We start from the raw sequence: 20,926 nt of genomic DNA, 5'->3' as shown, positions 1-20,926 counted from the left end.
TTCCGTGTCAATTTGACCCGGTCTGGCTGATCCGTCTGGAATTCGGACCGCCCCGTTTCCGAGGCAACCCCTCGAACTTACCCGAGCATCCGATTCGTGTCGAATCGAGTGGAGTTGATCAAGGGGTCCCGGGTCCCGGCGTCACCGCCGGCTCCTCAGGCCCGGTGAACTTTATGCACCCTCGTCCACCTCGTCAAATCGGCGTGGCCGCCCCCGAAAACCCTTTGCCCGGCCCCTGTGACGGGGCGCACGCTTGGAGGGTGACGATTCTTGAGGCCAAGGCCCTGGCGAAGAGATTCGGTGCGGTGACCGCCGTCCACGAGGTGAGCCTCGACGTCGGCGCCGGCGAGATCATCGGGCTCCTCGGCCCCAACGGCGCAGGCAAGTCCACCACCCTGCACATGCTCCTGGGACTCATCACTCCCGACTCCGGGAGCATCCGCATGTTCGGCCTGGACCTGGAGCGCCACCGCGTCGAGGTCCTCAGCCGGATCAACTTCGCCGCCAGCTACGTGGACCTGCCCGGAGTGCTGCAGGTCCGCGAGGTGCTGGACGTCTTCGCCCGGCTGTACGGCGTGCGCGACCCCGGGGCCCGCGTCGGGGAGCTCATCGAACTGCTCGACCTCGGCTCCCTGCGCAGGCGCAAGGTGATGGAGCTCTCCTCCGGCCAGCGCACCCGCGTCCAGCTGGCCAAGGCGCTCGTCAACGAGCCCAGCCTGCTCATCCTCGACGAGCCGACCGCCAACCTCGACCCGGACGCCGGAGACCGGATCCGGAGCCTCCTGGTCCGCGTCGCCCGGGAGCACGACCGGGCCATGCTGATCACCTCTCACAACATGCAGGAGGTGGAGCGGATGTGCGATCGCATCCACTTCATGTCCGCCGGACGGATCGTCGCGAGCGGCAGCGCCGCCGAACTCGCCGACGTCTACAGCGCGGACAGCCTGGAGGAGGTCTTCCTCAAGGTGGCCCGCTCACGACCCGAGGTGACCCGCCCATGACACCCGCGACCGTGACCCATCCCCCGCTCAGCGTCCCGGCGCGCATGACGCGCATCGGAGGCGTGGTCCGCCGGGACTTCGCCGCGTTGCGGCGCAGCCCGATCCGGATGTTCGAGATCGTGTTCTGGCCGACGATCGAGTTGCTCGTCTGGGGCTTCGTGACGGTGTTCCTGCAGTCGCAGCAGGTCCCGTTCGTGGTGGCCTTCCTGATCGGCGCCGTCCTCCTCTGGCAGGTGCTGCAGAAGGCCAGCAACGAGATCTCGATCGCGTTCCTGGAGGACATCTGGAGCAGGAACCTGCTCAACGTCCAGGTGAGCCCGCTCTCCACCGTCGAGTACGTCATCGGCCTGATCCTGTTCTCCTTCGGCAAGGTGGTCTTCGCCGTGGCCGTCATGGCGGGCCTCGCGCTGGCCTTCTACGGCTTCGGCGTCACCTCCTTCGGCGCCGGGCTGGTGCCGTTCATGGCGCTGCTGCTGGTGATGGGCTGGTCCCTGGGCCTGGTGGGCATCTCGGCCGTCCTCCGCTTCGGGGAGAACGCCCAGGTCATCGCCTGGTCGCTGGTCTTCGTCGTGCAGCCGCTGGCCGGGATCTTCTACCCGGTCGAGGTGCTGCCCGCGCCGCTCCAGGCCGTCGCCTCGTTCCTTCCGGCGACGCACGTGTTCACCGGCATGCGGACCGTCCTGGACGGCGGCGCCGTACCGTGGGACTCCCTGGCCTGGGCGGCGGTGCTGGCCGCCGTCTACCTGGCGGCGACGCTGGGACTGTTCGCGTGGACGCTGCGCTACGCCCGCTCCCACGGGAAGCTGTCCCGCTTCGGAGAATGACCGCGGGAGGAACGGCCCCGGGAGGAGCGGCCGGGGGACGGGTCAGCGGGGACGGGCCGCCGATGCCGGGGTGACGGACATCGCCGCCACGATCACGCTGACCAGGCCCTCGACGACCTCGGTCCGGTCCACCTCGGGATGTTCCAGCCACCAGTCCCCGGTGGCCTGGACCATGCCGACGAAGGCGTGCCCGAGCACCTGGGCGCGGACCGGGTCGAGGACCTCCGACTCCGCGGCGATCACCCGGCCGAGCTCCTCCCCCAGCCCGCGTACGACCGCGGTCATCTGGGAGTGGGTCCGGCTGTCCTCCGCGCCGGCCCGGTGGAAGAGGAACCGGTAGAGGTTCAGGTTGGCCGAGATCATGTCGAGGTAGGCGGTGACCGCGGAGCGGGCGCGGCCGCGCAGGTCGGTCCCGGCCCTGTCGAACTCGGGCCGCAGGAGGCCGACCACGCTCCGGACGTGCCTGCCGGCCAGCGCCTGGTAGAGCCCGCTCTTGTCACCGAAGTGCCGGTAGAGGATGGGCTTGGTGACCCCGGCCTCGGCGGCGATCGCGGCCATGGACGCCTCCGGGCCCTCCTGCCGGATCACCCGGTCCGCGGCGTCCAGGAGCGCCCGCCGCCGCTCCGGATCCCGTCCGCTCACGAATGCCCCTTTCGGAAGAAAGATCAGGATAAGCGGGAGGGCCGATCCCGGGCCCGCCGCTTCCCGTCCCGCCGGAGGACGCCGCCCGAGGGCCCCGTCATGGAGGTCCTGTCTCTCTTAAAGGTCTCATGGCGGTTTCCGACGGATATTTCCCTGCATCCCGGGCAGGGCCAGCTTCGCAGAACGCGCCTTCGGGCGGGCGGACCGGTCGGGCAGGGGACTCTTCTGGTGGCGGGCGATTCGATGGGGAAAGCGGCGAGGAAGGCGACGGGGAGGATTCGCGGGCTGACGGCGCGGGTGGCGCTGCGGCTGCTGCAGGTGCTCAACGCCAGGCGGGCGCGCCGGGCTCCGGCGCCGGACGCCGGGACGGTCCGGATCCTGCTGCAGCACGCCTACGGCATGGGCGGGACGATCCGTACCGTGTTCAACCTCGCCGGCTACCTCGCGAGGGAGCGCGACGTGGAGATCGTCAGCGTGGTCCGGACGGCCAGGGAGCCGTTCTTCCCCGTTCCGCCCGGTGTGCGGGTGTCGTTCCTGGACGACCGGACCGTGCCCGCCGGGCCGCTCGCCCGGCTGCTGTCGCGCTTCCCCAGTCTCCTGGTGCCCGAGCAGGAGCGGGTCCATCATGCCCTGAACCTCTGGACCGACCTGTGCCTGGTGCGCCGCCTGCGCTCGTTCCGCTCCGGCGTCGTGGTCTCCACCCGCCCCGCGTTCAACCTCGTCACCGCGCTGTTCGCGCCGCCCGAGATCGTCACCGTCGGCCAGGAGCACGTCACGTACGGCGTGCACGCCCCGGAGGTCCTGCGCCTGGCCAAGCGGAGGTACGGCAGGCTCGACGCCTTCGTCACCCTCACCCGCGCCGACCGCGACCAGTACGCCGGGCTGCTGAGTGCCGCCCCGCCGCGGCGCCTGGTCCGCATCCCCAACGCCCTTCCCGACCTCGCGGGCGACGTCTCGGGGCTGGAGGAGAAGGTCGTGGCGGCCGCCGGCCGGCTGGTGCACGCCAAGGGCTTCGACCGCCTGGTCGCGGCCTGGAAGCACGTCGCGGCGGAGCATCCGGACTGGGTGCTGCGCATCTACGGCGCGGGCACGCGGAAGGCGGAGGACCGGCTGCGCGCGAGGATCGAGGAGGCGGGCCTGTCCGGCAGCGTGTTCCTGATGGGGCGGGCGGCGGAGCTCGGCGTGGAGCTGTCGAAGGCGTCGGTCTACGTCGTCAGCTCGCGCTACGAGGGGTTCGGCATGACGATCCTGGAGGCGATGAGCAAGGGCGTGCCGGTGGTCAGCTTCGACTGCCCGCACGGGCCGGGGGAGATCATCACTCACGGGCACGACGGGCTGCTCGTGGGTCCCAAGAAGCCGTCCGCGCTGGCCGAGGCCGTCTGCCGGCTCATCGAGGACCGGGAGCTGCGCCGCAGGCTCGGCGGGAACGCCCTGGTGACGGCCGCCGGCTACGACCTCGACACGGTCGGCGCGATGTGGGACGAGCTGCTGGACGACCTGACGGAACGCAATTCAACCGGGATGAAAGCGAACTTCCGGTAATCTTGCCGCTCTCTCCAGGAGGTGGCAGGTGGCCGAAGCAGGTGCCGTGGCGGTCCCGGGCTACGAGGTGTCCGGCGTGCTCGGTCAGGGCGGTTTCGGGATCGTCTACCGGGCCCGGCAGCTGGCCGTGGAGCGGGAGGTCGCGCTCAAGGTCGACAACCGGGTCCTGGTCTCCGAGCGCGACCGGCGCCGCTTCATGCGCGAGGTCACCTCCGCCGGGGCGCTGTCCGGCCACCCGCACGTCGCCCACGTCTACGACGCCGGGGTGCTGCCCGACGGCCGGCCGTACATGGTGCTGGAGCTGTGCCCGGGCGGGTCGCTGCTGGACCGGCTGCGCGCCGAGGGGCGGCTGGCCCCCGCCGAGGTCGCCGACATCGGCGTCCGGATCGCCGACGCGCTCTCGGCCGCGCACGCCGTCGGCGTGCTGCACCGCGACATCAAGCCCGCCAACATCCTGGTCAACCGCTACGGCAACGTGGTGCTGTCGGACTTCGGGCTGGCCACCATGCCGTCGGCGGGCGGTGAGATGTCGGTGACGCGCGAGTCGCTCACGCCCGCCTACGCGCCGCCCGAGGCGTTCGAGCTGAGCGAGCCCACCGCCGCGGGGGACGTCTACTCCCTCGCCGCCACGCTGTACGCGCTGCTGTCGGGCCGCCCGCCGCGCTTCCCGGAGAACGGCGTGGCCAACCTCGCGGTCATCATGGCCCTGCACCGGCAGCCGATCCCGGAGATCCCGGGGGTGCCGCCGGAGCTGACCGAGGTGCTCCGGCAGGCGATGGCCTCGGATCCGGCCCGGCGCACCCCCTCGGTCGCGGCCCTGCGCGACGCTCTCACCGACCTGCGCCTGGCCCGGCACGCCGCAGCCCCCCTCCCCTTCTCCCCCGCGACCCCCTCGGCGACCCCGTCCGGGTTCGCGACGGGGCTCCCCGCGGGAGGGCCGTCCGCCACCGGGCCCTCGCCGTACGGCATGCCGCCCGGACGGCCGCCGTCCGGTCCGCCCGGTCCGTCCGGTCCGTCTGGAACGGGGGGCGGGCCCGGTGGTGAACCGGTGCGCGCGCATCCGACCTCGCCTGGTCTGCGGGAACTCGCGCACACCCAGGCCCCCGCGGTCCCCGCGGCGTCCGGCGGGTCCAACGGCAAGGTGTTCGCCGCCGTGGCGGTGGCGTTCGTCATCCTGCTGCTGGCCGGGGTCGGGCTGATGTACATGGAGGGCGGCGTGGGGGGCGGCCTGTCGGCCGGGTTCTCCTCCACCGGGGAGAGCACCGACGGCCCCGCGGCGGACGGGGGCCCGGCCTCCGCCGGGAGCGAGGGTTCCGCCGGGGAGGAGGCTCCGGCGAAGTCCGCCGCGATCGAGGGGGTCGACACCGTCACCGCGGGCTGCCCCGCCGCCGGGGTCTCCGGGGCGGGGGCCGCGTGCGTGGCCGAGGCCGAGTGCTGGAGCGGTCTGCTCGTCATGGCCGGCGACGCGAGCGCGGGACGGGTCGGCTGCGAGGAGGCGCACTACTGGGAGACCTACGCGGTCGCCACCCTGCCGTCGGACGTCTCCACCCACGTCCAGCAGGTGGTGGAGAAGAACCCGACCGTGAAGAAGGTGTGCGCGTCGCGGATCATGCTCGCCTCCCGGTACGGCGACGCCCGCAAGATCGCCGCCGGGAAGTGGCGCTCGACGGTGCTGCCGCCCTCGAAGCAGCAGTTCGCCGACGGCGACCGCACCTACCGCTGCCTCGGGGGGATCCTCGGGCCGGAGGAGACGGGCACGCTCTTCCGGCCGTACTGATCGGCGCCGCGGCGGGCCCGGCCCCCGGTGGCGGGCCCGCCGCGGGCGGTCAGGACCGCTGCCCGGGCCGGTCCACGATCGTCGAGGCCAGCTCGGCCGTGACGTAGGCGCTGCCCGCGGTGAACGCCACCTCCCCGCCGATCACCTCGTCGCGCAGCCACACGGTCCGGCTCCCCAGGTAGCGGAAGGTGTCCGGTTCGAGGATGAGGTAGCGGCGCTCCCGCTCCTCTCCCGCGGGACGGTGGAAGACGCCCAGTCCCGCCCGGCCCGCCGCGTCGCGGACGCCGAGCTCCACCGCCACCCCGGGGATCCTCGCCAGCGCGCGGTAGATCGCCGCCTCCAGTTCCGGCGGCATGACGGCCCGCTGGCCCAGGTAGACGGAGAGCACCCGGAAGGCACGGGCGTCGGGGGGCTCGGCCCCGCCCGGGTCCTCCTTCGGCAGGTCGATCCAGTGCCGGTCCCCGGTGACGTGCGCCAGGAGCTCGTCCGGGTCCGTCGGCAGCCTGCGGAGCCTCTCGGCGTACTTCTCCGGTGAGAGGTCGTCGTCGCCCGGGTCCGGCGGCACGTCCTGGACCCGGAAAGCGCCGTCCAGGTCGTATCCGGCGTTCTGCCGGCCGTCGTAGCGGAGCCACTCCTCGTGCTCCTGCACCTCGCCGTCCCCGTTCGGCTGCACGGTGACGTACCTGCGGTACTGCCACTGGTCCGCGCGGGGGGCCGCGGCCGCCGGCCGGGACTCGGCGACGAGCGCCGCCCGCTCCAGCACCACGGCCGTCTCGGCGTACCGCGCGGCCACCGCGGGCGTCGCGGGGGCGCCGTCCCCGCCGGGCGGACCGGTCGGCGCGACCTGTACGGCCACCAGCGCGAGGGCGGCCGCCAGGCCGATCATCCCGGCCGGCACGATCCTTCCCAGTCCGCCGGAGCGCGGGCGTGCCGGACGGCCGGACCGGAGCCGGCGACGGCCGGTGGCCGTCCCTGCCGGAGCGGTCCGCGCGGCCGCCATGAGGCGCTCCCGGGCGGGCCCGAGCCGGTCGGCGTCCGCCTCCGGCGCCTGCGCGCGCATCTCGCGCAGCGCGCTCAGCTCATCCATGACGCTCCTCCTCGATAGCCGTCGGGTCGGCGCCGCCGAGCGCGGCGCGGGACTTCCTCCTGGCCCGGTGGAGCCGTGAGCGGACCGTGCCGACGGGGATCCCCACCGCCTCGGCGACCTCGTCGTAGGTGAGGTCGGCCCAGGCGACCAGCAGCAGCACCTCCCGGTCCCCGGCCGAGAGCCCGGCCAGCGCCCCGGCCAGGTCCTCTTGCACGGCCGAGGCGCTCACCCGGGCGTCCACCCGGTCGGCGTAGCTCTCGGCCACCTCGTCGACTCCGGTCCTGGCCAGCGCTCGGTAGGACCGGATCTCCACCCGGCGGTGCCTGCCGATGAGGTTCCCGGCGATGCCGTACAGCCAGGGGCGGGCGTCCGGCCGGGTCAGGTCGTAGCGGTCGCGCCGCCGGAACGCCGCCAGGAACGTGTCGGCGACCACGTCGTCGGCCAGGGAGTCGCCCAGCCGCCGGACGGCGTAGCGGTGGATCTCCGGGGCGTACCGGTCGAACAGGAGCGCGAACGCCTCCGGCTCCTCCAGGGACCTCCGGATCACCTCGGCGTCGCCGACGTCACCGGCGTCCTCGGCCGCCCCGGCGCGGTCTGTGTGCGCGATCAATCCGGCTCCGATCGTCCGGCCCCGGATCCCCGGGGTCCGTCCATGGTGTTCACCTTCCTCTCACCCGATACGCCGTTGAGGGTTCACGGCCGGTTCCCGGCCGCCGTGCCGTACTGCCGGGAGCCGCCGGGAGTCCGCGGGCCCACCGGTCCGCGGGCGGCGTCCGCCGTTGGCAGGATGGCGGGATGCGTGTACGCCCCATCTCCATGTCGTCTCTGGCCGAGGAACTCGCCGACCGGATCGCCGCGGCGCCCGCGGACTCCTGGGTGCGGGTGGCGGTCGACGGCGCGCCCGCCGCCCGGCCCGGTGACCTCGCGGACGCGCTGGCCGGGCCGCTCCGGCTGCGCGGCCGCGAGGCCATGCGCGTGTCCGCGTGGGATTTCCTGCGTCCGGCCTCACTCCGCTTCGAGCACGGCAGGACCGACCCGGACGCCTTCTACGAGGACTGGCTGGACGCGGGCGGCCTGACCCGCGAGGTGCTGGCGCCGCTGGACCCGGGCGGCTCGGGCAGGGTCCTGCCCTCGTTGTGGAACAAGGCGACCGACCGGGCGACGCGCGCGCCGTACGTCACCCTGCCGCCGGGGGCGGTGCTGCTGCTGGACGGGGCGCTGCTGCTGGGCCGGTGGCTCCCGTTCGACCTGACCGTGCACCTGCGGCTCTCCTCCGGCGCGCTGGCCCGCCGTACCGACCCGGAGCTGCACTGGACGCTGCCCGCCTACGAGCGCTACGAGCAGGAGGCCGAACCGGCGGGGACGGCCGACGTCGTCGTCCGGGTGGACGACCCGCGGCACCCCGCGGTCGTGATCGGGTAGCCCGGCGGGGCCGGTGCCGGGCCGTGCCGGACCGGACGACCGCCGGAACGCCGCCCGTCGCGGCGCCCCTGCCCCGCGTGCGGTCTGCGGGTCACTTCCCGTCCGGGTTCCCGCCCGGGTCGCCGTCGCGCTCGGGGCGCAGGTACACCGCTCCGGCGTGCGCCCGCTCCTCCGGATGCCGCCGGACCCGCCTGAGACTCAGGACGACCGTGACGAGCAGCACGACGAGGATCACGCCGAGCGACGCGAGGGTGGGGATCTCCGGGATCTCCGCCGACACCTCCCGGTGCAGGAAGACCAGGATCAGCTTGACGCCGATGAACGCGAGGATCGCGGAGAGCCCGATCGACAGGTAGACCAGCCGCTCCAGCAGCCCTTCGAGGAGGAAGTAGAGGGCGCGCAGGCCGAGCAGGGCGAAGGCGTTGGCGGAGAAGACCAGGAGCGGGTGCTGGGTGATCCCGAAGATCGCCGGGATCGAGTCGAGCGCGAAGAGCAGGTCGGTGCTGCCGATGGCGACGAAGACGAGGAACATCGGTGTGATCACGCGCCGGCCGTCCTCCCTGGCCAGGAGCCGGCCGTCGTGGAAGTCGCCGGTGACGGGGAGGACGCGGCGGACCCAGCGCAGCAGCGGGTTGTCGCCGGGGTCGGGGTCGTCGTTCCGGTGCCGGAAGAGCTGCACGGCGGTCCAGAGCAGGAGCAGGCCGAACAGCAGGAACGTCGGCGAGAAGAACGAGATCGCCGCCGCGCCCGCGGTGATCAGGACCACCCGCATGACCAGGGCGGCCGCGATGCCGAACAGCAGCGCCTTCTGCTGGTGGCGGGCGGGCACCGCGAACCGGCTCATGATGACCACGAAGACGAAGAGGTTGTCCACCGAGAGGCTCTTCTCGACGATCAGCCCCGCGAAGTACTCGGTCGCGATGTGCGGGCCCGCCAGCGGCCAGAGCGCGAGCCCGAAGACGACGCCCGCCCCCAGGTAGAACACCGACCAGAGGGCGGCCTCCTTCATCCCCACGGCGTGCGGGCGGCGGGCGGCCACCATGAAGTCGAGGACGAGCAGGACGACCACGATCCCCACGACGATGGCCCAGGCCCCCAGCGAGTCGATGGTCATCTCGTCCTGCTTCCGTCCGCTACACGAACACCACCCCTCTCGTCTTCCCCGCCGCCGCCCGCCGTACCCCGGGTCAGCGGAACCGGCGGAAGAACGCCCGCACGTCCCCGACCAGGAGTTCGGGCTGCTCCAGCGCGGCGAAGTGGCCGCCGCGGTCGAACTCGGTCCAGTGCACGATGTTCTCGCTCCGCTCGGCGAGCCGGCGAACGGGCGGGGCGATCTCGCGGGGGAAGACCGCGACCCCCGTCGGGGTCGCGGAGACCTCCGGCCGGTTCCGCTCGCGCGCGAACTCGTAGTACAGCCGTGCCGAGGAGCCCGCGGTGTTGGTCAGCCAGTACACCGTCACGTTGGTGAGCAGCCGGTCGCGGTCGACGGCGTCCTCGGGGACCCGCTCCGAGTCGGTCCACTCCTTGAACTTCTCCACGATCCAGGCCAGCTGCCCGGCCGGGGAGTCGGCCAGGCCGTAGGCGAGCGTCTGCGGCCGGGTGGACTGGATCTTCAGGTAGCCGGACATGTCGTCCAGGAAGCGGCCGAGGCCCTCCAGCCGCGCCCTGTCGGCCGCGGTCAGGTCGTCCGGCTCCCCCGGCGCGCCGGTCGGGACGGTCAGCAGGAAGTTGAGGTGCACACCGACGACGTGCCCGGCATCGGCCAGGCCGAGCTCGCGGGAGACCATCGATCCCCAGTCGCCGCCCTGCGCCCCGTAGCGGTCGTAGCCCAGCCGGTCCATCAGCACGGCCCACGCCCGGGCGATGCGGCGCACGCCCCAGCCCCTCTCGGTGGTCGGGCCGGAGAACCCGTAGCCGGGCATGGACGGGATGACGAGGTGGAAGGCGTCGGCGGGGTCGCCGCCGTGCGCGCGGGGATCGGACAGCGGGCCGATGACGTCCAGGAACTCCACGACGGAGCCGGGCCAGCCGTGGGTGAGCACGAGCGGCAGCGCGCCGGGTTCGGGTGAGCGGACGTGCAGGAAGTGCACGTTCTGGCCGTCGATCACGGTGGTGAACTGCGGGAAGGAGTTGATGCGCGCCTCGTGCGCCCGCCAGTCGTAGGCGGTGGCCCAGTGGTCGGCGAGCTCCCTGAGGTAGTCCGGCGGCACCCCCAGGTCCCAGCCCGCACCCGGCAGCCCGTCGGGGAACCGGGTGCGGCGCAGCCGGTCGCGCAGGTCGTCGAGGTCGGCCTGGGGGATGTCGATGCGGAAGGGCCGGATCGCGGCGTCGTCGCTCATGGCCACCACACTGCCATCCGGCGCGGCGGGGGGCTCGCCCGCCGGACGGCCGTGCCCTCCGCGGTCACCGCCTCCGGGTCGGCCGAGCCGTCCGACGCGCGCCACCACCGCCGTACCCCCGGTCGCCTCCCTGCCGGCGCCGGCGTCCGGGGCGGCCTCTCCCGGTGGCCGGAACGTCTCTGTGGGAGCGCTCCCAATTTTTGGTCCAGACGTATTGAATATCGGATCAAGCCCTACTACGGTGGGCGCAAATGAAAGTGAACCCGTCGTACGGGGCACCCTCGCATCCCCGAGAGGGAAGTCCCTGACAAGAAAAGACTCTTTACAGTAAGAACCGCGCGGCCGACGGAACTCCCATTCGAAACTCGTCCTCGGCGGCACGCCGCGTCGCACGAGACGGATTCCGTCGCACTTCCGCGGCGTGCGACCGGCGATGCGTCCGGAGATTCCCCGTCGGTCGCTCCGCGGAAAATCCCGCGGACCGTACGGCGATGAGTGCTTGAAATTCGCGGCCGACGATGCCCCCGCCATTCTCGGCCGCCAGAGCGGCTGGATCCATGACCACGATTTCCTTGATCGTTCCGTGCTACAACGCGGCCAGGACCCTGCGCCTGTGCCTGGAGTCGGTGCTGTCCCAGACCCTCCGGCCCGATGAGATCGTCGTGGTCGACGACGCGAGCACCGACGGTTCCGCGGCGATCGCGGAGGAACTCGGCTGCCGTGTCTTCCGGCTGCCCGAGAACCGCGGGGTCTCGGGCGCCCGGAACGCAGGCGTCGAGCACACCACCGGGGACGTCGTCTTCTTCCTGGACTCCGACGTGGCGCTGCGGCCCGACGCGGTCGCCAACGCCGTGGAGGTCCTCCGGCGCGATCCCGGCTACGGCTGCGTGCACGGCATCTACGACACCGAGCCGCTCATCGACGACGGGCCGATCGAGCGGTACCGCATCCTGCACGCCGTCCACTGGCGCCGCCGCCAGCTGGGCGAGGTCAGCAGCGCCGTGTTCGCCCTGGCCGCCGTCCGCCGCGAGGCGCTGCTCGCGGCGGGAAGATTCGACGAGAGGCTACGGGACTCCGAAGACGTCGAGTACAGCAGCCGGCTCGCCCTCCAGTGCCGCATCGTGCTCACCGACACGGTCGTGGGCCGCCACGACGACGGGAGCCGGCTGCTGCCGATCCTCGCCGAGCAGTGGCGGCGGGCCCTGCCCGTGATCCCGCTGATGGCGGTGGCCGCGGCGCGGGGCACCTCCGGCGACGCCAGGCCGGCGCGGGCGAACCGGTCCGCCGGGATCCTCGCCTGCGGGCTCGCCCTGGCGTCGCTCCCGCTGACCGTGCTGCACCCCGTCCTGCTCGCGGTGCCCGCGACCCTGGTCACGGGGTTCGTCCTCGCCGACCCCGGGTTGCTGAGGTTCGTCCGCCGGCAGCGCGGGACGGCCTTCACCGCCTACTTCATGGCCGTCCACTTCGCCGTCCACGTGGTGCTCATCGCCGGCCTGGCCGCCGGCTCCCCACGGGCGCTCCCCTCGCTCGGCGCCCTGGCCAGGAAAAGGAAACCGATTCCCGGCCGATGACCGCGGGATCGGAGATCATCCACCGGACAGTACGTTCACATGAAGAATATGGAGAAGCGCGGCATGCCCTGCGCCGAAACTCACCGAAGCGAAACGACGACTGCGAATGCATCGCGTCCGAATACGAAGAAGGGGCGTCCCGGCACCGGCCCGGCCGCCGGGATCCGACCTCGGACAGCCATTGTGCGCGCAGTGTCCGAAATCACGGCGGAACAGTCACAGAAAAGAACAGGACCGAAATCACGTACCCCGATGCCGGATTCCGTGAGGCGGGAGACGAGAACGGCCCCGCCTGTTCCGGCCGGAGAGACCGCGGTCGGCGGCCACCGGCCCGCCGGGGTGTCCCCCACCGCGGTGCAGGGACCTCAGAGAAGGGACCGGACCTCATGACCACGCAGGACGGCAGGTCGTCCGCACCACCGCCCGGCGGCGGGATCCCCGCCGCGGAGCTCCGGGCCGGCGGCGGCGACGTCGTCCTGGCCGCCCGGCGCGGCTGGGCTCCCCACGTGTGGTGGATCGCCCTGGCCGCCGGGACCGCCGGTGCCGCGATCTCATGGCTGGCCCCCCACGGCCGGGAGATCCAGGCGGCCTGGGAGCTGGTGGTCAAGCTGCTCGCGTTCGCCTGCCTGTGCTGTGCGATCGCGTTCTTCCCGTGGGTGTCGCGGCGCCTGCACTGGCTGCTGTACATCCCGTTCGTCTTCTTCACCGCGTACGTGATCCCCCGGGTCAGCTGGTTCTACTACGGCGACGCCGCCCGCGCCCAGGGCGACGGCTTCTACACCCACCTGTACCTGCTGCTCTACCCGGGGATCGTGCTCACCGTCGCCGCCGCCTACCGGATCGGCGGCGGCACCCCGGGACGCTGCCTGCAGGTCGCCGTCAGCGGCATCCTCATCGTGTTCTCCGGCCTGCTCGACGTCATGTGGCAGGTGGTCAACCCGGTCGAGATCCCCGAGCTCATCGACGCCCCGCACATCAACCTGTTCACCGGCGGGCCGATCTCGTTCGGCGCGGCGATCCTGTTCACCCTGGCGCACGTCCCGGTCGTCGTCGCGGTCAACCTGCTCCCCCTGGACCGCTGGATCGGCCGCCTGCTCGGGGCCGGGGAGACCACGGTCCGGTGACCGGGACCACCACGAGGAGGCGAAGCGTGCCGCACGCCCACGGCATCCCCCGCGCCGGCGGCACCGCCGCAGGCCCCGCCCTCGACGCCGCCCCCGACACCGCTCTCGACACGGCCCCGGGCACGGCCTCCGGCGGAGTCTTCGGCACGGCCCCCGATACGGACCCCGGCACGGCCGCCGGCGCCCCCGTCGGCATATCGGTGGCGGCGCCCGCCTACAACGAGGCGGAGAACATCGCGGCGGCGGTGACGGAATGGCGGGACTACCTGAGGCGGCATCCGGCGGTCGGCGCCTGGGAGATCGTCGTGTGCGACGACGGCAGCACCGACGCGACCCGCGCCGTCCTGGCGGACCTGCAGCGGGAGTGCCCCGAGCTCGTCGTCGTCGGCTTCGACCGCAACCGCGGCGCGGGCGCCGCGATCGCCGCCGCGATCGCGGCCACCCGGCTGGACTGGGTCGTGCTGCTCGACTCCGACGGCCAGTTCCCGATCGCCAACCTCGACCGGTTCCTCCCGCGCCTCCAGGCCGGTGACGAGATCGCCTTCTCCGGAGCCCGGATCCGCAAGGCCGACGGCCTGGCGTACCGGTGGGGGTCGGCGGCCAGCGGCGCGGTCAGCAACCTGCTGCACCGCACCCGCTACCGCGACTTCAACTCGATCTTCAAGGTGGTGCGCGGTCCGCTGCTGCGGGCGCTGCCGCTGGAGTCCGGCGGGATGAACTGCTCGACCGAGATCACCGCCCGCGTCGCCGAGGTCGGCCACACCTGGGTGGAGATCCCGATCGAGCACCGGGAACGCGGCGGCGGCAGCCGCGGGTGGCGGTTCTGGCGCGGGGCCCGCGACCGGGCCCTGTTCGTGGGCTACCTCGGCTACCGGCGGTGGCTGCTGCGCCGGGGCGTGCTGCGCCTGCCGGACGCGTCCGGAGCGGAGGAGGTCCGATGAGCCCGCCGTACCCCGGCCGCCGGGCGTCCGTGGTGCTGTTCAGCGGCGGGCGGGGCGGGGCCAGCATCGCCCGCGGGCTCCTGCGGACCCCGGGCGTCGACCTCTCCCTGCTGATCAACGGCTACGACAACGGCCAGTCCACCGGGGCCCTCCGCCGCTACCTGCCCGGAATGCTGGGCCCCTCGGACTTCCGCAAGAACCTGCTGCTGCACCTCGACGGCGGCGACCCGCGCCAGGCCGCGCTGATGAGCGTCCTCGACCACCGGCTCCCCGCCGGGAGCACCCGGGAGGACCTCGGCGCCCTCGTCGCCGCGCTCGCCGCGCCGGAGGACCCCGGCGCGGCCACCGCGGCCGGGCGGCGCGGCCACCGGGTGTTCGCCGCGCTGCCGCCGGAGTCCCGGACGCCGATCGTGCGGGACCTGACCGTCTTCCTGCGCCGGCTCGACGGGCACCCGCGCGGGTTCGACCTCTCCGACTGCGCGCTCGGCAACCTCGTGCTCGCCGGCGCGTACCTCCGGCTGGGCGGCGACTTCAACGCCGCGGTCCGCTCGTGCGCGCGCACGTTCGGCTCACCGGCCCGGCTCGTCAACGTGACGGGCGGTGAGAACGCCTTCCTGGTCGCGCTCAAGCAGAACGGCCGCCTCCTGACCGACGAGGCCGACATCGTCGCGCCGCAGGACACCGCCGCCATCACCGACCTGTTCCTGCTCGGCGAACCCGTCGTCCCGGAGTGCCGGGCCGCCCTGGAGGCGCAGCCCGCCGACCGGCTGCGGCGGACGCTGGCCCGCGCCCGCGCCGCGATCTCGCTGAACCCGGAGGCCGGGGACGCGCTCCGGCACGCCGATCTCATCGTGTACGGCCCCGGCACGCCGCACTCGTCGCTGCTGCCCAGCTACCTGACTCCGGGCCTCGCGGAGGCGATCGCGGCGAACCGGACCGCGGCCAAGGTCTTCGTCGTCAACATCCGCGACGACCACGACGTCCGGGGCCTCGGCGCGGCCGACCTGGTGGACCGCACCCTGGCCTACCTCGGGGACCCGCTCAACGAGCGGCGCACCGTCACCCACGTCCTCTGCCACCGGGCCGCGACGGCGTCGGGCGGCCCGGCGGCTCCGGCGGGCGCCGCCGGCCGCGGCCGGGCGGGGGTGCGCTGGATCACCGGAGACCTGGAGGACCCCGGGCGCCCCGGCGCGCACTGCGGCCGGCGCACCGTCTCGGCCCTGACCGGCATCGCCGCCGAGGCGTCCCTGGTGGGTGCCGGATGAGCCCGCCTACGGGCCCGGCCTCCGCCTCCGCCTCCGCCGGGACGATCACCGGGCGGCGGGTGTGGTTCTGCGACCTCGACGGCACGCTCGTGGACTCCGCCCCGGTCCACGAGGCGGCGTTCCGCGACGCGATCGCCGAGATCGCCCCCGAGCTGCTCGGCTCCTTCCGGTACGACGCGCACGCCGGGACGGGCACCCGCGAGGTGGTGGCCGGCCTGGGCGCCGCCGGCGGCGTCGCCCGGCGGCTGGTCCGGCGCAAGCAGGAGCTGTACCGCGGCTACGTCGACGCGGGGATGGTGGCCCCGTTCCCCGGCGCCCGCCGGCTCCTCGACCTGCTGGCCGACCGCGGTCGCACGCCGTACCTGGTCACCGGCGGCAGCCGGGGGTCGGTCGAGCGGGTCCTGGCGGCCTGCTCGCTGGGCGGGTGCTTCCGCGCCGTGCTCACCGCCGACGACGTCCCGTGGAGCAAGCCCGACCCGCGGTTCTACCTCCAGGCCTGCCGCGACTGGGCCGTCGGCCCCGCCGACGCCGTCGCCCTGGAGGACTCCGTCCACGGGGTGGCGTCCGCCGTCGGCGCCGGGCTGGTGACGCTCCAGGTCCACGCGGCCGAGCCCGCCGCCGGAGCGGTCCCGGTGCGGGACCTGGACGAGATCGTGTCCCTGTTCGAGACGGAGGGCGGCGACGGTGAGTGACCGGCGCGTCTGCGCGGTGATCCCTGCGGCCGGGCGGGGCAGCCGCCTCGGACTGGACATCCCGAAGATCATGATCGAGGTGGCCGACGGCGTCACCGTGTGGCACCTGCTGCACCGGCGGCTGCGGCCGTGGACGGACCACGTCCACGTCGTGGTCTCCCCCGCCGGCGAGGGCCCGTTCCGGGACCTGGTGGCCGAGGAGATCGAACGGGGCACGGTCACGGTCGGTGTCCAGGACGAGCCGCGGGGCATGGGCGACGCCGTCTTCGGCGCCGCCGCGCACTGGGAGCCGTACGACGCGGCCCTGGTCGTCTGGGGGGACCAGGCGAACCTGTCACCGGAGACCGTGCGCCGGGTCGTGGACGCCCACCGCCGGGACGACCCGGAGGGGCGGCCGGGGCTCACCCTCCCCCTGGTGCCGATGCCCGACCCGTACGTCGAGTACGAGCTGGCCGGGTCCCGCCTGGTGCGGGTGCGGCAGTCCCGGGAGGGCGACGAGTGCCGCCCCGGCGGGCTCAGCGACGTCGGCGTGTTCTGCCTGAGCACGGACGGGCTGGCCGCGGCGTGGGAGCACTACCTGGCCGGCGCCGTCCCCGGGGCGGCCACCGGCGAGGTCAACTTCCTGCCGTTCCTGCCCCACCTGTCGCGGTCCTGCGGCTGGCGGGTGACGGCGGTGCCGGTCGCCGACCCCGTCGAGGCACGCGGCGTCAACACCGAGGCCGACCTCGCGTTCGCCAGGCGGGCGTTCCTGCGGAGCCCAGAATGACGGACCGGCCGCACCGGGTCCACGTCGTCTGCTCCGAGCTCCCGCCCGAGGTCGTCGGCGGGCTCGGGCGGTACGCCGAGCGGATGACGGCCGCGCTGGAGCGCTCCGGCGTCCCGGTGGAGGTGTTCGGGACCGCCGGGCCGGGCTCCCGGTCCCCGCGGACGGAGCGGGCCGGCGACGTCACGCTGCACCGGGTGCGAACGATCGGCGCCGGTCGCGCCGGGGACTCGCGGGCGCCGCTGCCCGTCCGGCGACTGGCCCGGATCGCCGGGCTGGTCCTGTTCAACGTGCGCGTCGCGGCCCGCGTCCTGCGCGCGGGCGCCGGCCGGCCCGGCTCGGTCGTCGCCGTGCACGACTGGATGGGCTGCCTCGCCGGGATCCTGTGCCGGGTGCTCGGCCGTACTCCGGTGGTGTTCCACGTCCACAGCCGCGAGTTCGACACCGGCCCGTCCCGGCGCCGGTCGCCGGTGGCCGCCGGCATCGCCGCGCTCGAGACGCTCCAGGCCCGCACGGCGCGGCTGATCGTGGTGCCGAGCGACGGCATGCGCGCCGACCTCGCGGCCCGCGGCTGGCCGCGCGACCGGCTGCGGGTCGTGCCGCACGGCTTCGAGGATCCCGACCTGGTACGGCTGGCCGGGCTGCCCGGCGCGGACCGCGACCGCCTCCGCGCGGAGGTCCGGAGCCGCCACCTGCCCGGCGGGCGGGGGCGGCTCGTCGTCTTCGCCGGGCGCCTGTCGCCGCACAAGGGCGTCCGCACGCTGATCCGGGCGGCGTCCAGGGTGGCGCGGGAACACGACGACGTGCGGATCGTGCTCCTCGGCGCGCAGGCCCCGCGCACCGACGACAACGCGGAGGTGGCCCGGCTGATCGAGAAGGAGGGCGTCGGCCGGCACGTCGTCGCCGGCTACCGGTTCCTGGACTCCCCCGAGGTGTTCGCGCACTTCCTGGCCGCCGACGTGTGCGTCTTCCCGTCCGTCTACGAGCCGTTCGGGCTGGTCGCCGTCGAGGCGATGGCGCTGGCCCGGCCGGTGGTCGTCGGGCCCGGCTACTCCCCGGAGGTGGTCGGGGACGGGGCGGTCCGGTGCGGGCGCGACTCGCCGGAGGAACTGGCCGCCGCCCTGCTGCGCTGCCTCGGCGACCCGGAGGCCGCCGCCCGGCTCGCCGCGCGCGGCGCCGCGCACGTGCGCGAGCGGTTCACCTGGTCGCGGACCGCAGAGCTCACCCTGGCGGCGTACGGCGAGGCCGCCCGGTGACGGCCATGGCACCCGCGGCGCCCGCGGCGCCCGCACCGCTCGCGATGACGGACCGCGAGGCCGTCCGATGACGCCCCGCGGGACGGCCGGAGGCCTGCGCGCCCGGGCCGCGCAGCTGCTGCACGGCCGCGGCTGGGCGGTCGGGCCGACGGTGACGGGCGCCGCCGCCAGCGGGGTGACCGCGGCGACCGGGCTCGTCATCGCCCGGGAGATCGGCGCCGCGGCGTTCGGCCACTTCACCGTGGTCCTGACGATCGCCACGATCCTCACCGTCGGCATGCTGATGAGCCTGCACTACGTCATGTACCAGGAACTGCCCCGGGCCGAGCCCCCGGACCGCCCGGCCCTGGTGACGACGGCGCTGCTGTCCGCGCTGGGGCTGACCGCGGCCCTGACCGCCGCCGGGCTGCTGGCCGCCGGGCCGCTGACCGCCCTGCTCGGCGTCGACGTCCGCACGCTGTGCTTCTCCCTGGCGCTGGCGGCGGCGATGACGGCCAACCAGCTGACCGAGAGCCTCCTGCGCGGCCTGAAGAGGTACGTGCTCACCGCCGTCCTCAAGCTCGCCGTCGCCGTCGCCTACCTGGGCGGCTCGTCCTACTGCCTGCTCGTCCTGGGCATCCGGGACGCCGAGTTCTACCTGGTCGCGCTCATCGCCACGAACGCCGCCTTCGCCGTCGCGGCCGTGGCGGGCCTCGAGGTGGTCCCCCGCTCCTGGTCGCCGGCACTGGCGCGCTCGCTGTACCGGCACGGCGCCTACGTGACCGTCCTCGCCGTGTTCACCGCCCTGGTGTTCGGGGTCGATGTGATCTTCCTCAACCACTGGGCGGGTCCGGCCGACGTCGGCGTGTACTCGGTGTACAATGGCTTTCCCAAGCGCTTGTTCGGCGTGCTGTTCACCGACGGGATCGGCCTGGTGCTGCTGCCCACGCTGGCTACCATGGACAAGCCCGCCCTGCTGCGGCGCATCGGCCGGATCACCCCGATGGTCGCCGCGGCCACGGTGCTCCTGTCGTTCGCGGGCAGCACCGTGTTCTTCCTCCTGCTCGGCGACCAGTACCCGTACGAACTCGACCTGATGGCGCTGTCGGCCGCGGGGATGGGCGCCCACATGGTGTTCAACCTCTACTCCACCGCCCTGCTGATGGACGGGGTGCGCGGCGCCAAGGTGCTCATCGCCTGCATGGTCGCCGGGACGCCCGTCGCACTCGCCTGCCAGGCGGCGCTCACCGCCTGGCACGGCCTGACCGGGGCGCTGGTGGCGTTCGCGCTGAGCAATCTCATCCTCGTCGCCCTCGTGGCCGCCGCCGCGACCCGGACGTACCGGCGGGCGGTCCCGGCGGGCGCGGACCGTTCCCAGGAGACCGCACCGTCCCAGGAGACCGCACCGTGAAGATCGTCCACGTCATCAACCAGTTCCCGCCCAACATCACCGCGGGGCTCGGCCGCTACGCCGAGGAGATCGTCCCGCATCTGGCCGGCCACCGGCCGCTGGCGGTCTTCACCCTCAACGACACCGGTGACCGGCCGGTGCACGAGCGGCGCGGCGCCGTCACCGTCTACCGGCCCCCGGGCCGGATCCTCGGCGCGCTCGGCCGCAGGCGGCGCCTCAACCGCACCCGCCGGGCCGAGTTCGCCCTGCTCGCGGCGAACGTCGTGGCCAGCAACTGGCGGTACTTCCTGCGACTGCTGCGGGCGGGCCGCAGCGGGCGGCCCGACCTGGTCGCCGTGCACGACTCGACGAACTTCCTCGCCGGACTGCTCTGCCACTACGTGCTGCGGCTCCCGGTCGTCCTGCACGTGCACACCACCGAGTACGGCGTGGCCCCGCAGCGCAGCATCACCGACCCGCTCGGCGTGTTCGCCGCCGTCGAGCGGTGGCTGGGGCGGATCGCCCGCCGCGTCGTGGTCGCCACCCCGGAGGTGCGCGAGCAGCTCACCGCCGCCGGCTGGGATCCGGCGGCGCTGGACGTCGTGTGCCTGGGCGGCACGTTCGAACGGGTGCTCGCCGACCCCGGCCTCGACCGGGACGGGCTCCGTGCGGGCGCCGCCGCCCTGCGCGCCCGGCTCGGCATCGCAGCCGGGGACCCGGTCCTGCTGTTCGTCGGCCGCCTGGAACGGCAGAAGGGCGTCTACCAGCTTCTGGAGGCGATGCCGCGGATCGCGGCCGCCGTCCCCGGGCTGCGGCTGGTCCTCGTCGGGGAGGGCGACCGGGACGGTATCGAGCGCATCGCCGCCGAGGCCGGGCTGGAAGGACGCGTCCTCACCTCGGACGGGTTCGTCGACGGCCGGGCCCTGCTGGAGTACTACACGATGGCCGACGCCTGCGTCTTCCCCTCCCTGTTCGAGCCGTTCGGCCTGGTGGCGACCGAGGCCATGGCCCTGGCCAGGCCGACGATCCTCGGCGACGGGTTCTCCCGGATCTTCCTCGGCGACCCGGATCGGCCCGCGGCGCGGTTCGTGCGCACCGCCGACCCCGGCGATATCGCCCGCAGCGTGATCGACGTCATGACGGACCCGGAGCTGCGCCGCGCGCTCGCCGAGAACGGCGAGCGGTTCGTGCGGGAGCGGCTGAGCTGGGCCCGGGCCGCCGAGGAGACGCTCGCGGTGTACCGGTCGGCGCTGAAGGGGGCCGTCCCCCGCAGCCGGTAGCCGTCCCGCCCGTCCAGCAGGGCCACCACCG

At 73.9% G+C, this 20,926-nt stretch carries 19 protein-coding genes; 14 read left to right on the top strand and 5 right to left on the bottom strand.

The features are described from left to right. Positions 1-260: 260 nt before the first annotated feature. Both IEZ06_RS22270 and IEZ06_RS22265 read left to right on the top strand, forming a co-directional pair. Entirely contained in the window at positions 261-1,001 is a 741-nt protein-coding gene (locus tag IEZ06_RS22270; protein ID WP_203872074.1) for an ABC transporter ATP-binding protein, read from the top strand. Further along, entirely contained in the window at positions 998-1,825 is an 828-nt protein-coding gene (locus tag IEZ06_RS22265; protein WP_189238629.1) for an ABC transporter permease, read from the top strand. The genes IEZ06_RS22270 and IEZ06_RS22265 overlap by 4 nt, the downstream gene beginning before the upstream one ends. 42 nt (positions 1,826-1,867) lie before the next feature. Here the strand turns inward: IEZ06_RS22265 and IEZ06_RS22260 are convergent, their stop codons facing one another. Next, the gene (locus IEZ06_RS22260) at positions 1,868-2,467 is read right to left on the bottom strand and encodes a TetR family transcriptional regulator (protein ID WP_189238628.1); all 600 of its coding nucleotides are present in this window, start codon (positions 2,465-2,467) and stop codon (positions 1,868-1,870) included. A 243-nt stretch (positions 2,468-2,710) separates the two neighbouring features. Between IEZ06_RS22260 and IEZ06_RS22255 the strand changes: the two genes are divergently transcribed. After that, entirely contained in the window at positions 2,711-4,009 is a 1,299-nt protein-coding gene (locus tag IEZ06_RS22255) for a glycosyltransferase family 4 protein (RefSeq protein ID WP_229798548.1), read from the top strand. Between the two features lie 28 nt (positions 4,010-4,037). Next, positions 4,038-5,786 carry a serine/threonine-protein kinase gene (locus IEZ06_RS22250; RefSeq protein WP_203872073.1) on the top strand — a complete coding sequence of 583 codons (1,749 nt, stop codon included), beginning with the start codon at positions 4,038-4,040 and terminating at the stop codon, positions 5,784-5,786. Between the two features lie 49 nt (positions 5,787-5,835). Here the strand turns inward: IEZ06_RS22250 and IEZ06_RS22245 are convergent, their stop codons facing one another. Beyond that, on the bottom strand, positions 5,836-6,873 hold the full coding sequence (locus IEZ06_RS22245; protein WP_189238627.1) for a CU044_5270 family protein: 1,038 nt from the start codon (positions 6,871-6,873) through the stop codon (positions 5,836-5,838). Then, on the bottom strand, positions 6,866-7,483 hold the full coding sequence (locus IEZ06_RS22240; RefSeq protein ID WP_373293906.1) for an RNA polymerase sigma factor: 618 nt from the start codon (positions 7,481-7,483) through the stop codon (positions 6,866-6,868). The genes IEZ06_RS22245 and IEZ06_RS22240 overlap by 8 nt, the downstream gene beginning before the upstream one ends. A 185-nt stretch (positions 7,484-7,668) precedes the next feature. On the opposite strand from IEZ06_RS22240, the gene IEZ06_RS22235 reads away from it, so the two are divergent. Then, a complete protein-coding gene (locus IEZ06_RS22235; RefSeq protein ID WP_189238626.1) occupies positions 7,669-8,295 on the top strand; it encodes a nucleoside/nucleotide kinase family protein in 627 nt (208 codons plus the stop codon). Between the two features lie 91 nt (positions 8,296-8,386). Here the strand turns inward: IEZ06_RS22235 and IEZ06_RS22230 are convergent, their stop codons facing one another. After that, a complete protein-coding gene (locus tag IEZ06_RS22230; RefSeq protein WP_189238625.1) occupies positions 8,387-9,409 on the bottom strand; it encodes a TerC/Alx family metal homeostasis membrane protein in 1,023 nt (340 codons plus the stop codon). Between the two features lie 73 nt (positions 9,410-9,482). Continuing rightward, positions 9,483-10,634 (bottom strand): epoxide hydrolase family protein, encoded by a 1,152-nt coding sequence (locus tag IEZ06_RS22225; protein ID WP_189238624.1) that lies wholly within the window; start codon positions 10,632-10,634, stop codon positions 9,483-9,485. A 557-nt stretch (positions 10,635-11,191) separates the two neighbouring features. Between IEZ06_RS22225 and IEZ06_RS22220 the strand changes: the two genes are divergently transcribed. From IEZ06_RS22220 to IEZ06_RS22180, 9 genes are all read left to right on the top strand, one after another. Continuing rightward, positions 11,192-12,205 carry a glycosyltransferase family 2 protein gene (locus tag IEZ06_RS22220; protein WP_189238623.1) on the top strand — a complete coding sequence of 338 codons (1,014 nt, stop codon included), beginning with the start codon at positions 11,192-11,194 and terminating at the stop codon, positions 12,203-12,205. Between the two features lie 386 nt (positions 12,206-12,591). Beyond that, a complete protein-coding gene (locus IEZ06_RS22215) occupies positions 12,592-13,329 on the top strand; it encodes a hypothetical protein (RefSeq protein WP_229798547.1) in 738 nt (245 codons plus the stop codon). Positions 13,330-13,355: 26 nt separating this feature from the next. Next, a complete protein-coding gene (locus IEZ06_RS22210; protein WP_229798545.1) occupies positions 13,356-14,270 on the top strand; it encodes a glycosyltransferase family 2 protein in 915 nt (304 codons plus the stop codon). Beyond that, entirely contained in the window at positions 14,267-15,535 is a 1,269-nt protein-coding gene (locus IEZ06_RS22205; RefSeq protein ID WP_189238622.1) for a 2-phospho-L-lactate transferase CofD family protein, read from the top strand. The genes IEZ06_RS22210 and IEZ06_RS22205 overlap by 4 nt, the downstream gene beginning before the upstream one ends. After that, positions 15,532-16,227: an HAD family hydrolase gene (locus tag IEZ06_RS22200; protein WP_189238621.1), complete on the top strand. Its 696-nt coding sequence runs from the start codon at positions 15,532-15,534 to the stop codon at positions 16,225-16,227. Before IEZ06_RS22205 ends, IEZ06_RS22200 begins: the two co-directional genes overlap by 4 nt. Continuing rightward, positions 16,220-16,993, top strand: coding sequence for an NTP transferase domain-containing protein (locus IEZ06_RS22195; RefSeq protein WP_229798543.1), 774 nt, complete (start codon positions 16,220-16,222; stop codon positions 16,991-16,993). Before IEZ06_RS22200 ends, IEZ06_RS22195 begins: the two co-directional genes overlap by 8 nt. After that, positions 16,990-18,246 (top strand): glycosyltransferase family 4 protein, encoded by a 1,257-nt coding sequence (locus tag IEZ06_RS22190; protein ID WP_189238620.1) that lies wholly within the window; start codon positions 16,990-16,992, stop codon positions 18,244-18,246. Before IEZ06_RS22195 ends, IEZ06_RS22190 begins: the two co-directional genes overlap by 4 nt. A 67-nt stretch (positions 18,247-18,313) precedes the next feature. After that, the gene (locus IEZ06_RS22185) at positions 18,314-19,636 is read left to right on the top strand and encodes a lipopolysaccharide biosynthesis protein (RefSeq protein ID WP_189238619.1); all 1,323 of its coding nucleotides are present in this window, start codon (positions 18,314-18,316) and stop codon (positions 19,634-19,636) included. Further along, complete coding sequence (locus tag IEZ06_RS22180) at positions 19,633-20,895, top strand: glycosyltransferase family 4 protein (protein ID WP_189238618.1); 1,263 nt, start codon at positions 19,633-19,635, stop codon at positions 20,893-20,895. Before IEZ06_RS22185 ends, IEZ06_RS22180 begins: the two co-directional genes overlap by 4 nt. Positions 20,896-20,926 lie beyond the last annotated feature (31 nt).

This window comes from Planomonospora antibiotica (assembly GCF_014647955.1).
GTDB lineage: Bacteria > Actinomycetota > Actinomycetes > Streptosporangiales > Streptosporangiaceae > Planomonospora > Planomonospora parontospora.
Note: the sequence above shows the minus strand (reverse complement) of the source record. Positions and strands in the feature narration are given on the sequence as shown.